Genomic DNA, 14,200 nt, shown 5'->3' with positions numbered 1-14,200 from the left:
GTTACCCAGCTCTGTAAGCTCGTGTAACTGGCACACCACAAATTGTGTTCCATACTTGCTCTCGGAAACCACAATCCGGGAGGATAATTATGCTGGACTCAACCCCACAGACCACTAAACAAGACACCACCTTTGTACAAAGTTATGGCATACATACGGGCTTTATACCCCGCTCACAACTGGTGAAGAAACACTGGATGCTGGCAGGCGATGACTATGCAAAATTGCAGGGACACTGGCACGATAATGCGCTCACTGCCATTTACGGCAACTATTTTGTGGTAGATAAAATCAATGGCGTTGAGGTCAGCGATGCCCAGGCACAGGCAACCCTTGAGGAATTAAGCCGGGTCACTCTCGCGCAGCAATTTGGTCCTCAGTACAGTAATAACATCAGCTTTTTTGCCTCAGACCGCAGTGTCGGCTGGGAATACCCCGTGCTCACGCCTTCACAGGCCAAGGAAATCAGCACCAGCCCGGATGTGATAGCCTACAACAAGGTGTTGCGGTATGCGTTTGCCTCAGCCTATGCCTACAGCCTGGAACCCGGTGGCTCATTTGCCTATCATGATGACCCTTTGTATCAAAAGTTAATGCTAACAAACGGTAAGCTGGAGATTATTGATTCACTGCTAAATGTAGACGGCGTTTATGCCTTCGCTGTCAAAGTGCCCGCCATTGCATCTGAAAATCTGGAAGAAGAAGTCATCATTGCCTACAAGGGTACCAATCCGTTTAACACCGGTGACCTGTACGAAGACTTTAAACTATTTTTTGCTAACCTGGCCGAAACCGACATCGCCTGGCAACGCACAGCGTATGAGTTTTGCCAGCGCATTTTGGATCAGTATCCACCCAATCAGGCATCTATTGCCACCGGCTATCAAATACCCGAAACGACAAACAGCCATAATGTAGTGCTAACCGGCCATAGCCTCGGCGGCTATACCGCAGTCGACTCAGGCGTACGCACTGGCATTCAAACCCGGGTTTTTGCCTCACCTGGTACAAAGATAATCGACACTTATGCCCGTTATTTCGCTAACACCATGCGCCTCCGTAATGTGATCAACTTCCGCACTGACTATGATCCTATTTCCTCTTCGGCTTTGCGCCACGATGAAAACGAAGTCGAATTCCCGGCTTTTCCGGGTAAAAACCTCTTTGTGAATCATTTACTTGAAAATATGATCAAGGAACGCCTTATCCCGCTCTACCACAACTGGCAAGACCCAACAGCCCGCCCGAGCCAACTGTTCATCACCCCGGATGCCAGCATAGGCGCAGGCCTAAAATTCCGCACAAATTTTTGGGGGTCCACTACAAAAGGCGATTAAGTATCGCCTTTTGTCAGTGGACGCGAGCCCTGGACGGGCGAGCCGGACCTTCACTACAGGGACGTACTTTACTCCGCACTTAACACGACCGGTGATTAATAATCACCGCAGCGTGGCTTGGCGCGAGACATGGATGTCGAGCCGGACCTTCACTACAAGGACGTACTTTACTCACAACTCACCATAGACCAACGATTAAGTATCGTCGCAGGCTCGGCACCCCCGCATGAGGAGATGAGCGCATGGACCTACATGGATGTAGGGAAGTAGAACAATGCAGGAGCACATTGTCGAGATGCGCGATGGACGTAACTACAGGGACGTAATTTACTCACAACTCACCATAGACCGACGATTAAGTATCGTCGCAGGCTCGGCACCCCCGCATGAGGAGATGAGCGCATGGACCTATATGGATGTAGGGAAGTAGAACAATGCAGGAGCACATTGTCGAGATGCGCGATGGACGTAACTACAGGGACGTACTTTACTCACAACTCACCATAGACCAACGATTAAGTATCGTCGCAGGCTCGGCGCCCCCGCATGAGGAGATGAGCGCATGGACCTACATGGATGTAGGGAAGTAGAACAATTCTCTCCCTGTCATCCCAGCCTCTCCTCCGTCATCCTGGCCTTGAGCCGGGAACCACTGGCAGCAAAAAGATGGCTGATCTGAGCAAAGATCCATAGCAAACAACCAAAAATAAAATCCATTAAAATCAACCACATAAAAAATCTTCAAACTTTTTTCAAAAAACTTGCTTGAAAAGCGTTTGCCCCGGCCATAGATAGATTTGTGAGGACGCCGACAGGGTCCAGAACCAAAGTAAGACTTTGTTTTAAAAGTCTTTATTTAAGTAATTTTAGAATTAAAAACCGCTATTTACTGGTTTATTGCAAAGAGTAAATGGCTTAATTATCGCTTTATGAGGATACGATTATGCGTACAGTAGATTTATCACCCCTTTACCGTTCATTCATCGGCTTTGACCACCTTGCATCTATGATGGATGCGGCGCAGCGTAGCAGCGAAAAACAGCCCAGCTACCCGCCATACAACATCGAAGCCTTAGCTGAAGACAAGTACCAAATTACCATGGCGGTGGCCGGCTTTACAGAGCAGGAGTTGTCGCTGGAGTCGGAGAACAACACGCTGAGCGTTAAAGGCGAGAAGCAAAATAAAGAAGACAAAACCGACCGAAAATTTATTCACCAGGGCATTGCCGAGCGCAACTTTGAGCGTAAATTCCAGCTGGGCGACCACGTAAAAGTGATTGGCGCTTCGCTTGAGAACGGCCTGTTATTGATTGACCTGGAGCGCGAAGTACCGGAAGCGTTAAAGCCAAGAAAAATTGAAATTGGCACCGGTAAGCTTATAGAAGGCTAGCACCTTAAGAGTAGTAATTACTCACTCCCTTTTCCTTGTATTACATTGTTGAATTCCCACCAGCCGCCCGAAAGGGCGGCTTTTTTATGCTTGGTACGCCTCTTGACGCCAATTCAAATCAGAAATAACCAATCCGACATGCGACTTTTTCAATTCTAAATACTGAGACAGCCATAGGTTATCCAATCAAATTAGATTAAAGTAATTATAATTTTTTGTTAAATTTATTTTCTCTACACCCGATATGGTTAAGAGAGAACCGTGTAATAAGGATAATGACATGAAGATTGACGCAAATGCCGGGCAGCTCCTGCATGCAAAAAACAACCAGGTTAGTGATGAAATGAGAAACATCGCCGCAAGCAGTAATGAGGCACTCACAGTAGATCCAACCAAACAATTCATCAATTCAGAACCAACACATCCAGCTGAACAATTGCGAGCTATATCTGACAACGGTAAACTGACCGTGATCACCTATAAGCCTAACGGTAAGCTCGATCTACCCGCCAGATATGAAGAACACAGGGAACTACTTGAACGTACCATCAACTCCACCAGCAAGCTATATTTACACGACACCCCGGCAGCCGCAGATAAAATTGCCGAGGAATATGAAAAAGTGTCTGCAGATTTGTATGAACAACATCCGCAACTAAAAAATAAAAGCTGGGGCTTTTCAGTTGACGACTCGGGCAAACTGGTTGCAACAGGCCACCTGAGTCAGGCTGATAAGCAACTTGTTGAAGAAGCCTTAAATAGCAATGACAAACTCGTCAGCGCGGCTCAGGAATTTAAAGCGAGCTTTTTAGAAGGACTGGAAATAGAGCGCGGCAGTTCCGGTAAAAGTCAGTACTGGGGCAAATATGATGTCAACGAAAGCAACTTTGCAGAGATTATCGATTTTAAAGAGATGATCACACAAAGCCGCAATAGCGATATCCAAAGAGAACAAACAGGCTATTTGCTCAATAAGTGGGAATGGACGATTAATATAGCTGACCAGTTACAAGCAAAAGCTGATCCGTCGTTTGCTAAATAACAGTGGTAACCGGAAGACTGTTGCCTTCCGGTACGTCTAAATTACTGACGAGTGCTTGATAACAAGTGTTGATCACAAATATGGCCGAGTGTAACCACAGGATAGCGATCGCCGCCAATGCCTATGTTACCGTCTAGTCCACTTGGGATCTGCACCCGCCAGGCACCAATGTTGTATCTGGAACGCCAACGGTTGACATAACCCAGGCTATATTCAGTATGAGTTGCTTCGTCACGCCCCCAAGTACAGCGGCCCAGATCTATCACTTCTGATATCCGACCTTGTGCATCCGATACCGCGGACGTCACCTCAGCATTTTCTACCGTTCTGTTATCGTAGTCGCGCCACATGACAAAAAATGCCTGCCCACCTGCAACTGGATGGCCTGTCGAATCTTGCAAAATCAGGCTCCATGTCAGCTTTTGATATGTTTGTGTTGTCATGTACGGCGACCCCTGGGCTGAGTAAGGAACGCGTAACACATTTGCATCTGGTTCAAGCGCATGTTGTGCGTATGACGCAACATTAGACCCTAACGTAAGTTGATATGCGCTCGCCGGGTTATTAGGTAAGTTATAGTTTGGTCTGACCCTTACAATTTGATACTCACCAGCTTGTGATGGGGTGATCAACTTACCTTTTGCAAGTGGCACTTCTACCCAGGCCCCGGCCTCAAGGTGTTCAAGTACAAACTCACCGGTATTGCCTGGATCAAAGAACTTTAATAAAACCTCTTGCCCTCTTTTCGCTTCGAACGCATAGTGGTCAATATCAAGTATGCTATCCAGATTGCCCACCGCTTTGTTAAGCTGATCCGGTAAAATCGTTGACTGTAAGATCGTATCGTTTATTTCAAAGCTATCAACGAGCTCGCTCGCCATAACACCAAAATTAAACGCACCACCATCCGCCTGAGCGTATTCTAACAGCCAATAGTAATCACCTGCTTGTGAGACAGTCGTGACCAGCTCATCCAACCCGGCTTCGTTTGACGAAGCCCCTATCTCAGTCAGGGTATCATCTGGATTATGGCGGATCAGCTTCAAATTCACATTCGTTTGTGCATTTTGAGCCGTTACAAACGCATAGAGCTTACTTTGTTTGTCGAGTTTAAAGTGGAAGCAATCAGCCCCGCCAGTCTGCGCCCCTCCAAGTGTGTAACTGGTGTTGATATTGAGTGTATCAGGGCAGCGTTGCGTGAAAGCCGATGTCTGTTGATCGGCTTCGTTAAGAGTAGCGGACGAGGAAACATGCATTGCGCTTTTTGTAGTCAAGCGCTGATTGCTGTGAACAACGGTCTTGCCTACTTCCAGTGAATCCGAAAAACCACTTGGCAGGGCAACTTCTGAACTCGCAACACTCAACATGGGTAACAAGGCAAGGGCAATGCCTGTCATTGTAAACTTTTTCATAAAATCTCCTTTTATAATATTGAAAAGCCAGCAACATAAAGTCACAAAAACTTAATAAACTCAATCGCAAAAAAGTAATACGCCTGATTGTGCAGTTTTCAAATACACACAAAACAGCCCTCCCAAATCTAAATAACCAAAACCATAAAAATAAACGCAACCATTGATGTGGCTCTTTTTGCGGGCCATTCAGATCCATAACACTTCGAGTATAACTGCCTATAAATACGGTAAATTCATACTATAAATCCCATGCCACGGCGCCTTTCTGTTGCTATTTTGATGTAGGACATAGTCAGCGTAGATACCCGGAACTTAGATTGATTTTTGCGTGGGGAGTTGTGAAGCTGACGACCACTAAGATCACGCTTGTAAGCCATTGGACGTGAAAAAAGGAGGTGCAATGCCAGATCTGAGTTTTATCCACCTGTCTGCTTTTTATGAACTTACTGCACTGGTGGTATTAGCCGCAGCACTGGGTTTTGTCGGCGTGTTGCTGCGCCAGCCTATGATTGTCAGCTTTATTGCCGTGGGGGTGATCGCCGGGCCTTCGGCGTTGAATATTGTTCAATCCCATGCGCACATAGAACTACTTGCCGAACTGGGCATTGCTGTACTGCTATTTCTGGTTGGCCTTAAGCTCGACCTTAAACTCATTCGCACACTCGGGCCCGTCGCACTGGCCACCGGACTGGGACAGGTTGCATTTACCTCAGCCATTGGCTTTGTACTCGGCAAAATGCTGGGGCTGGATACTGTTACCGCTGTGTATGTGGCTGTCGCGCTGACCTTCTCCAGTACCATTATCATAGTTAAACTACTGTCCGATAAACGCGAAGTCGACTCCCTACATGGACGCATAGCTGTGGGCTTTTTGATAGTTCAAGATTTAGTAGTGGTACTGGCCATGATGGTGCTCTCGGCCATGGGTATAGGGACACAATCGGGCGGCACGCAATCAGCCCTGGCTCAGGTTGGCAGTGTACTGCTTTATGGGTTGATCATGCTGGCATTTGTCCTAGTGTTTATTCGCTATCTGGCAACGCCACTGGTCAGTCGAATAGCACGCTCTCAGGAGCTACTCATCACCTTTGCTATCGGCTGGGCCACCTTACTGGCCGCGATAGGCAGCCAACTGGGCTTTAGTAAAGAGCTAGGCGGCCTGCTGGCAGGTATCTCTTTGGCATCTACCCCATTCAGAGAAGCCATTGTTGCCCGCTTAGCCTCATTACGCGACTTTCTGTTACTGTTTTTCTTTATCGCCCTGGGCACCCAACTGGATCTCAGTTTACTTGGCTCACAGGTTTTCCCAGCGCTGATACTCTCTTTGTTTGTGTTAATTGGCAACCCGATTATTGTGATGGTGATCATGGGGCTGATGGGCTATCGCAAACGCACCGGCTTTCTGGCGGGACTAACCGTCGCACAGATCAGTGAATTCTCCCTGATCTTCATGGCCATGGGGCTCACCATAGGTCATGTCACAGCCGACTCTTTAGGACTGGTCACGCTGGTGGGCCTGATCACTATCGCGATGTCGGTATATATGATCACCTATTCTCATGGTTTGTATAACAAGCTGGAACGCTGGTTAAGTGTGTTTGAACGCGACAAGCCATTCAGAGAAGCTGCGCTGGAAAACCAGCCCTCGTCTGAGCAGGCTTATGATGTCATTCTGTTTGGTCTTGGCCGTTACGGTAAGGCACTGGCTCACTACCTGCAAAAAGAAGGATTCAGTCTGCTGGCCGTGGACTTTAACCCCGACGAAGTCAGACGCTGGCGTAACGATGGCCACCTGGTGATGTATGGCGATGCCAGTGATCCGGCTTTTGTGAACGACCTGCCGCTACAGGGCGTTAAGTGGGTAGTATCAGCCATGCCACAACATGATTTGGGGGTAACGCATGAAGACCCCCGTCTGGCGCTGCTGGGTGGACTGAAACAACAACACTATAGCGGCGGTATTGCCATTTCAACCCAGCATCAGCACGACCAACCCCTGTTAGAAGAAAGAGGCGCAACCCTGGTACTGATGCCATTTCATGACGCCGCTGAACGGGCGGTAGAGCGGGTAAGAGCAGCGACCCCAGCCAGCACTCATACAGAGGTGACTAATGACACGATTTAACAGAATTCTATGTGTGTTAGACCCAGAAGCTACGATGGACACCGCCGTTGTGCAGGCGCTCCGCCTCGCACAAGATAATCAGGCAGACATCACTTTTATTTCAGTACTGAAAGAGGTCAAACACTGGCGCACCTTCTTTACCAGTAAAGCGGAGTATGCCAGCAAGCTTACTGAGCTGCTTGCCAATAAGCGAGCCGCCATCGAAGCGAAAATCAAAACACTGGATAACAACCTGGATCCCAATATCATCATTTGCACCGGGATTGGCTTTATCGAGATCATCAGACGCGCGATCGATGAGCAATGCGATCTGGTGGTAAAATGCGCCGAAGACGCAGACTGGATGGATCGCATGCTTGGCAGTGAAGACATGCACTTACTGCGCAAATGCCCCTGTCCCGTATTGATGTTAAAACCCGGTCAGCTTGATGCCTTTAATAAGATCCTGGCCACGGTCGACGTGAACGACAGCTTCAGAGAATTAGATGATGAACAAGTACAGGACAAGCTCAATCAAGCCGTGATGAAGTGCAGTGTGGCGCTGAGCCTGCCGAAGCCGTCTGAACTACATGTGGGCAGTGCTTGGGATGCCTACGCCGAAGACTGGCTGCGTTACGGCACCTTTGCGCATCAGTCGGACGAACAGGTGGATGACTATGTAGAGCAGGGGCGCAGAGACTGTGCCACTAAGCTGGCCCGGCTGGTGACAACAATGGGCCGTTCAGTATCTGCAACCCAGACTGCACCAGGTTAAAGGCAAAGCCAGCAAAGAGATCCCCCTGCTGGCACAAAAACACCAGATTGACTTAATCGTGATGGGCACAGTCGGACGTGTCGGCATTCCGGGTTTGATCATAGGCAACACCGCCGAGTCTATACTGGAACAAACCCAATGCTCCATACTGGCCATAAAGCCTAAAGGCTTTCAGACGCCAATCAAGTAACCAGGTTAACTCTGTGGTCCACCGGCTGACGAGTCGTGGGCCACTTTTCTGGCTTTTCTCACTTCGCCGCCGCCAATACTGCTATAGGGCTTTCATCCTCGTACAGTCAAACTGTATGTACCCAATGGGTAAAATCTATCCCATTGTCAGATATCACAAAATACCGTTTAATAAGGGTATAAAACCCCATTGATGATACTTTCGGGGTTAAGCAGTTTAAAAGGAATATTGATGTCAGAACACAACCCCGAACTATCCCCAGAGATCCAAGCACTGATTGAGAAAGCCCAAAATGGCGATGCCGAAGCACAAAATGAGTTGGGCGATGCCTATTATTTCGGTGAGGGAGTCGAGCAAAATTATGAGAGGGCTGTTTATTGGTTTGGAAAAGCTGCAGAACAAGGAGAAGCCCATGCACAATATAGTCTCGGCTATATGTACAGAATGGGACAATACTTCGAGCAAAACGATGAAGCAGCCGTAAAACTGTACCAACAGGCCGCAGAGCAAGGACATGCTAGTGCTCAATATAACCTGGGCGTATTGTGCGTACGAGGAGAAGGTATAACGCAAAGCGATACAAAAGCCGTAAAATTGTACCGAAAGGCAGCACAACAAGGAAATGCTCTCGCTCAATATGAGCTAGGCTTCATGTACGCACGAGGTAACGGCATAAAGAAAAACGATACTGAGGCCGTAAAATGGTATCGATTGGCTTCAGATCAAGGCAATACTAGAGCTCTGTGTAATTTAGGTTACATGTACGATTTTGGCAGAGGAGTAAAACAGAGCAGTAAAGAAGCTAATAAATATTATCGCCTCGCCGCAAAGAAAGGAAATAACCGTGCCCAGCTCAATCTGGCCTTCAGTTATTTTCAAGGTGATGGTGTAAAACAAAGTTACGTTCGGACAAAAGCACTGTGTGAGCGGATTCTCAAAGACCCGGAACTAAGCTTTGAAGCTTATGAGCTAGTTGATAGAGCGGGACGTTTTGAAAAATCTAAGTCAATCAGCACGTTAAGAGAACTGATACTCTTTCACCTTCAAGTAAGAAAAAACCTTACAATGACTCACTACACCTCCTTCGACGTGGGCCAAGCAATCTTACTGGAAAAAAGCCCTTTCAGACTGGGGCATATTAACGCGGTGAATGACCCCAATGAAGGCAAATTGCTATGGCAAGAGCTGGGCTATGAGCCGGAAGAGGGTAATCCGGTATTTATCGGCTGCTTTTTACCGGACAGTGACAGCCTGAATATGTGGCGCTTTTACAGTAAAAACCATTTAAATGACGATGCCTGTGGCTGCGCCATAACTTTTAATACAGAGCGCTTTTTTGACTATCGTTTAATGGCAGAGCAGGGTAGCCACACAGAACAAGAAGAACAAATGCCCTCATTTGCCAATACCGGCCAGTCGCCACAGGAAAGCGCAGCATTCTATCGGGTTGTGTATCTAAAAGATAATTTCAAACTACTGGGTCAGGGTGCAACCAAATTGCAATCTTACTTCAAAGATCTCAAAAAAGAAGTCGATAAGTTTGTTGGTAAGAACCCGACGCCCGAAAAACTGCAAACACTTGCCTGGCTGCTAGGCCCGCTACCCTACCTGCTTAAAGATGCCAACTATAAAGATGAGCAGGAACACAGGGTGATAGTGACTCATCTTGACTATGGTGCAAAAGAAATTAAAAGCGAGGACCCGGACTTTGCCAAAGGCACTGCCCCGCGTTTATATCTGGAGCTACACAGAGACGATCATCTGGCCCCGATTGAGTATGTCACGCTCGGCCCTAAAGCCCCCAACAAAGAGATGATGGCACCGTACTGGCGCCACCAATTAGCCAGCAAATTTTCTGCAAAGCTGGATATTCGTCCCTCGCGCTGCGCTTATAAGTAGTAAAAAAACGCCTAAGTGGTTGCTGCCGGACATTTTGCCGTTTCAACCACCAACAGGCCACTGTCCACGGCAGCTGGCAGCCACATGGCCAGACGCGCCCTGTGTACCGCAGGCTCCACTCCCTGACGACGAGCGCTGTTTGCCAGTGCCTGTTCAAACGAGGTCGCCTGATTGCAGTGACTTAACAGATCTGCCTGCCAGTGAGTTAATGGTTGAGTGATCAGCTGGCCGTTTTGCTGGGTCAGAGCTATGTAACGGGTTTCTCTGGCTGGCATAGCAGGCGATTCAACGCCTTTCGTTTGGCGATTTTCCAGCTGAGACAGCAGCGGGAATATGTCGTATTCACTCATCAGCAAACGTACACAATCAGGTACCATTATGTTCAGTGATGCACCGCCGCCCAGCAGTTCGAACTCGTTTAATGCGAACTCAGCTGGTGGCATTTGCTCTGACCCTTTGGAGGCCAGCACTTCGGCTTTGGCACGTTCAAAACGGGCCAGCTCCACGTACACCTCAAACAGCGCACTTTGGCTGGCGTTGAATTTGCTTTGCGGCCAGGAATTAGCCAAAAATCGCACAAACGCTTTGCCCAAAGTATGAAAGGTCACTGACTGAGAAGGTAAAGCCATCACGCAAGCCTGAACGAGCACGTCGAAAACATCTTCGCCCATCAAAGCGCAGAGCAAACTAAACTCGCCTTTCAGACACGCCTTCATCCGTTTTACATGTGCGGCGGAATACGTTTCCAGCTGATCCTCTGCGACAAAATGAGATGCTGCTTTAGCACTTTGCTTTAAAGACAGGCCTGATATGAGCCACTTTTGTGACACATCACCATGAGAATTTGAAACATGAGACAACCAGTACTGCAACTGGCTGAGCTCCGGGGTTGAGTACGTCATTTTGCTACCGGTTTTAAACTGTGTGCTAGGTCTGAGTGTTGATGCATTTCCCGTACCATCAGCGTATAGAATAACACCAATATTCACTAACCTATAACTATCAAAGGGTTCTGGTCTTTGCGTCTCTTTTTCTTAGAGTACAAACCAGTCAAACGGCGGGTTATTGGCGCTTAATATCAGACACACCAATACGCCAGACGTCAAAATTTTTACCTGGACACAGGCTATCGTCATCCGTCAAAATAAGCTGGTGGCGCTAAAGAAGAATCGGAAAGAAAAAGTCACAGCAATGACTTTGACAGTCGACAATAAAAAACCGGATCAGCGACGTCGTTCAATCTCACATAAATCAGACGCGTGCTCGTCGCATTCATGCTGCTGCTTTGATTGAGACGCAGAGGTATCAGCACTCAGCTTGCGCTCGGCGTCTATATCAATGCCATTTGCCAGACAGGCCTCTTTATAAGCCTGATGTTCTTGTGCTTTAACCACACCGTTGGACAAAGCCAGTGCCAGACCACCTGCCAGTTCGAGTTCGTGAGCGACCAGGTTACTGGAAGCACGCGGCGCCATTTTGATACTGGTAGATTCTTTGTAAACGCCACAATACTCATCAAAACTCACCTCGGTATGTGGCACAAAAACACAGCCCGACAAAAACACGGCACTGATACCTGCTAAGGTGTATTTCCCTGATAACATAGTCATTATCATCCATATTTATCACTTTCAGATAAGAGTATGCTGAGCACTAAACAAACACAACGGATTACAACATAAATCTGACGCAATCTTACATCTGCTGACATTTTATCGGGCAACAGAGCGTAAAGCCCCTTTACACTCTATTACCCAAACCAGCCATAGATCTTACTGAGCAAGTTGCTTATATTGACGTCGGTACGAATGTAACAGAGGTTCAGTGTAACCATTCGGTTGTGCCTTGCCGTCAAGCACTAACGCCAGAGCAGCCGAAAACGCCAGATTGTCCGCCATATTTTCGCCACTCATAGGCACATAGTGAGGATCATGACTATTTTGCTCGTCAACAATTGTCGCCATACGGACAAACGTGCGCTTAACCTGTTCTTCGGTGCAAATACCATGGTGTAACCAGTTAGCAATGTGCTGACTGGAAATACGCAGAGTCGCTCTGTCTTCCATCAGGCCGATGTGATTAATGTCAGGGACTTTAGAACAGCCAATGCCCTGATCAATCCAGCGCACCACATAACCCAGAATGCCCTGCGCATTGTTGTCCAGCTCAGTCTGAATATCCTCTTCGCTTAACTGGCGATCACCCAGCAATGGCGGTGTCAGCAAATCATCCAGGCTTGCCATCTGGCGCTGTGCAATTTGCTGTTGTAATGTGGCCACTTTTACATCGTGATAGTGCATCGCATGCAAAGTGGCAGCTGTGGGTGAGGGCACCCAGGCTGTATTCGCACCGGACTTAGGATGAGCCAGCTTTTGCTCCATCATCAGCGCCATTTTGTCAGGCATCGGCCACATACCTTTTCCTATTTGCGCCTTACCGGCAAACCCTGATGCAAGGCCTATATCTACGTTGCGATCTTCATAGGCAGCTATCCAGGGTTGGGCTTTTATTTCGCCTTTAGGCAATACCGGACCTGCGAGCATAGAAGTGTGAATTTCGTCGCCGGTTCTGTCTAAAAACCCGGTATTGATAAACACCACACGGGATTGAGCTGCATTGATGCAGGCCTGCAAATTAATCGAAGTACGGCGCTCTTCATCCATGATCCCCATTTTCAGGGTATTAGCAGGCAAACCCAGCAACTCTTCAACGGCATCGAACAACTCACCGGTAAAGGCAACTTCTTCGGGGCCATGCATTTTGGGTTTAACGATATTAACGCTTTGCGCACTGGAGTTTTTCAGTGCGCCATCACCGTACAGATCATGCAGTGCCGCTGTTGCGGTGATCACCGCGTCGACAATGCCCTCAAAGACTTCTTCGCCTTGCTCATCTAAAATCGCAGGCGTGGTCATCAGGTGACCCACGTTACGCACAAACATCATCGCCCGGCCTTTGAGTGTAAGCGATCCTCCATCAGGCGTCAGATATGTTTTATCTGCGTTTAGCGAGCGCACAACGGATTGACCGCCTTTTTCAAATTCCTCTTTGAGCGTGCCCTGCATCAGGCCCAGCCAGTTGCGGTAAACCTGCACTTTATCTTCGGCGTCTACCGCGGCCACGGAATCTTCACAATCCATAATGGTAGTCAGAGCCGATTCCAGAATAATGTCTTTGATCCCAGCCTTGTCAGCCTGCCCGATCGGATCCTGAGGATCGATCAGGATCTCAAAATGCAGATCATTATGCTTAAACAACAGTGCAGTCGGATTCTGTGGCTGTCCGTTATATCCGACAAACTGTGCGGGCTCCGTCAAATTAACCTGACTGGAGTCATTGAGCGTGATGATCAGCTCACCCTGGACCACTGCGTAGTTGGTACTTTCAATATGAGAGCCATGCGCAAGCGGCAACATACGATCCAGTAACTGGCGGCCATAAGCCATTACTTTAAAACCGCGTACCGGGTTGTAAGAACTGGCACGCTCCGCGCCATCTTCTTCGGATAGCACGTCGGTACCGTAAAGCGCATCGTATAGAGAGCCCCAGCGGGCATTTGCCGCATTCAATGCAAAGCGCGCATTACTCACAGGCACAACCAGCTGCGGACCGGCGATACGGGCAATTTCGGGTTCAATCTGCTCAGTGGTAATGCTTTGTGCTTCAACCGCAGGCACCAGATAACCTATGTCGGTCAGAAATGTCCGATATTTTTCAGCATCCCAGCCTGGATTGGCTATATGGTAGTCATCAATTTGCTTTTGCAAGCTATCGCGCTTTTCCAGCAGTGCACGGTTTTTAGGGGTGAGCGTACGAATAATATTGGCAAAGCCAGACCAGAAGTCGTCTGCGTTAATCCGGGTGCCAGGCAACAGCGCCTGATCGACAAAGTCAAACAGGCGCGTATCGATACGTAAACCAGCCTGTAAAATATGAGAGCTCATGTGAGTGATCCTTGATCGGGGTTGAACGGGTCACTTTAAAATAAGCCAAATTCGGTAAAAACAAACCCCTTTTGCCATTCACAGTAAATATACTGGCAATAACA

The 14,200-nt window shown here is 48.1% G+C and carries 11 protein-coding genes; 7 read left to right on the top strand and 4 right to left on the bottom strand.

The window, feature by feature from the left end; translation table 11 throughout:
* Positions 1-89: 89 nt before the first annotated feature.
* The 3 genes from QNM19_RS02075 (at position 90) to QNM19_RS02065 (ending at position 3,769) form a co-directional block, all read left to right on the top strand.
* Complete coding sequence (locus QNM19_RS02075; RefSeq protein ID WP_049864527.1) at positions 90-1,337, top strand: Tle-like phospholipase domain-containing protein; 1,248 nt, start codon at positions 90-92, stop codon at positions 1,335-1,337.
* A 943-nt stretch (positions 1,338-2,280) separates the two neighbouring features.
* Complete coding sequence (locus tag QNM19_RS02070) at positions 2,281-2,727, top strand: Hsp20 family protein (protein WP_010381388.1); 447 nt, start codon at positions 2,281-2,283, stop codon at positions 2,725-2,727.
* A 280-nt stretch (positions 2,728-3,007) separates the two neighbouring features.
* Positions 3,008-3,769 carry a hypothetical protein gene (locus tag QNM19_RS02065; RefSeq protein WP_049864526.1) on the top strand — a complete coding sequence of 254 codons (762 nt, stop codon included), beginning with the start codon at positions 3,008-3,010 and terminating at the stop codon, positions 3,767-3,769.
* A gap of 41 nt (positions 3,770-3,810) precedes the next feature.
* Here the strand turns inward: QNM19_RS02065 and QNM19_RS02060 are convergent, their stop codons facing one another.
* On the bottom strand, positions 3,811-5,181 hold the full coding sequence (locus tag QNM19_RS02060) for a hypothetical protein (protein WP_049864525.1): 1,371 nt from the start codon (positions 5,179-5,181) through the stop codon (positions 3,811-3,813).
* 403 nt (positions 5,182-5,584) lie between these two features.
* Between QNM19_RS02060 and QNM19_RS02055 the strand changes: the two genes are divergently transcribed.
* From QNM19_RS02055 to QNM19_RS02040, 4 genes are all read left to right on the top strand, one after another.
* Positions 5,585-7,309 carry a cation:proton antiporter gene (locus tag QNM19_RS02055; RefSeq protein WP_284026248.1) on the top strand — a complete coding sequence of 575 codons (1,725 nt, stop codon included), beginning with the start codon at positions 5,585-5,587 and terminating at the stop codon, positions 7,307-7,309.
* Entirely contained in the window at positions 7,296-8,063 is a 768-nt protein-coding gene (locus QNM19_RS02050) for a universal stress protein (RefSeq protein WP_082225626.1), read from the top strand. The genes QNM19_RS02055 and QNM19_RS02050 overlap by 14 nt, the downstream gene beginning before the upstream one ends.
* Positions 8,038-8,253 (top strand): universal stress protein, encoded by a 216-nt coding sequence (locus QNM19_RS02045; RefSeq protein ID WP_349654723.1) that lies wholly within the window; start codon positions 8,038-8,040, stop codon positions 8,251-8,253. The genes QNM19_RS02050 and QNM19_RS02045 overlap by 26 nt, the downstream gene beginning before the upstream one ends.
* A 231-nt stretch (positions 8,254-8,484) precedes the next feature.
* Positions 8,485-10,152 carry a tetratricopeptide repeat protein gene (locus QNM19_RS02040; RefSeq protein ID WP_284026247.1) on the top strand — a complete coding sequence of 556 codons (1,668 nt, stop codon included), beginning with the start codon at positions 8,485-8,487 and terminating at the stop codon, positions 10,150-10,152.
* 11 nt (positions 10,153-10,163) lie between these two features.
* Here the strand turns inward: QNM19_RS02040 and QNM19_RS02035 are convergent, their stop codons facing one another.
* The 3 genes from QNM19_RS02035 to QNM19_RS02025 all read right to left on the bottom strand — a co-directional run bounded on the left by QNM19_RS02035 (position 10,164) and on the right by QNM19_RS02025 (position 14,096).
* Positions 10,164-11,054 carry an HvfC/BufC family peptide modification chaperone gene (locus QNM19_RS02035; RefSeq protein WP_049863261.1) on the bottom strand — a complete coding sequence of 297 codons (891 nt, stop codon included), beginning with the start codon at positions 11,052-11,054 and terminating at the stop codon, positions 10,164-10,166.
* Positions 11,055-11,375: 321 nt separating this feature from the next.
* Entirely contained in the window at positions 11,376-11,762 is a 387-nt protein-coding gene (locus QNM19_RS02030; protein WP_049863262.1) for a hypothetical protein, read from the bottom strand.
* 162 nt (positions 11,763-11,924) lie between these two features.
* Complete coding sequence (locus QNM19_RS02025) at positions 11,925-14,096, bottom strand: malate synthase G (RefSeq protein WP_049863263.1); 2,172 nt, start codon at positions 14,094-14,096, stop codon at positions 11,925-11,927.
* Between the last annotated feature and the right edge of the window lie 104 nt (positions 14,097-14,200).

It is taken from the genome of Pseudoalteromonas ardens (assembly GCF_030125445.1).
GTDB classification, from domain to species: Bacteria; Pseudomonadota; Gammaproteobacteria; order Enterobacterales; family Alteromonadaceae; genus Pseudoalteromonas; species Pseudoalteromonas ardens.
Note: the sequence above shows the minus strand (reverse complement) of the source record. Positions and strands in the feature narration are given on the sequence as shown.

Bases quoted from the DNA above. Each gene is read 5' to 3' on its own strand.
- QNM19_RS02075 (WP_049864527.1), top strand. From the start codon at position 90: ATGCTGGACTCAACCCCACAGACCACTAAACAAGACACCACCTTTGTA.
- QNM19_RS02070 (WP_010381388.1), top strand. From the start codon at position 2,281: ATGCGTACAGTAGATTTATCACCCCTTTACCGTTCATTCATCGGCTTT.
- QNM19_RS02065 (WP_049864526.1), top strand. From the start codon at position 3,008: ATGAAGATTGACGCAAATGCCGGGCAGCTCCTGCATGCAAAAAACAAC.
- QNM19_RS02060 (WP_049864525.1), bottom strand. From the start codon at position 5,181: ATGAAAAAGTTTACAATGACAGGCATTGCCCTTGCCTTGTTACCCATG.
- QNM19_RS02055 (WP_284026248.1), top strand. From the start codon at position 5,585: ATGCCAGATCTGAGTTTTATCCACCTGTCTGCTTTTTATGAACTTACT.
- QNM19_RS02050 (WP_082225626.1), top strand. From the start codon at position 7,296: ATGACACGATTTAACAGAATTCTATGTGTGTTAGACCCAGAAGCTACG.
- QNM19_RS02040 (WP_284026247.1), top strand. From the start codon at position 8,485: ATGTCAGAACACAACCCCGAACTATCCCCAGAGATCCAAGCACTGATT.
- QNM19_RS02035 (WP_049863261.1), bottom strand. From the start codon at position 11,054: ATGACGTACTCAACCCCGGAGCTCAGCCAGTTGCAGTACTGGTTGTCT.
- QNM19_RS02030 (WP_049863262.1), bottom strand. From the start codon at position 11,762: ATGACTATGTTATCAGGGAAATACACCTTAGCAGGTATCAGTGCCGTG.
- QNM19_RS02025 (WP_049863263.1), bottom strand. From the start codon at position 14,096: ATGAGCTCTCATATTTTACAGGCTGGTTTACGTATCGATACGCGCCTG.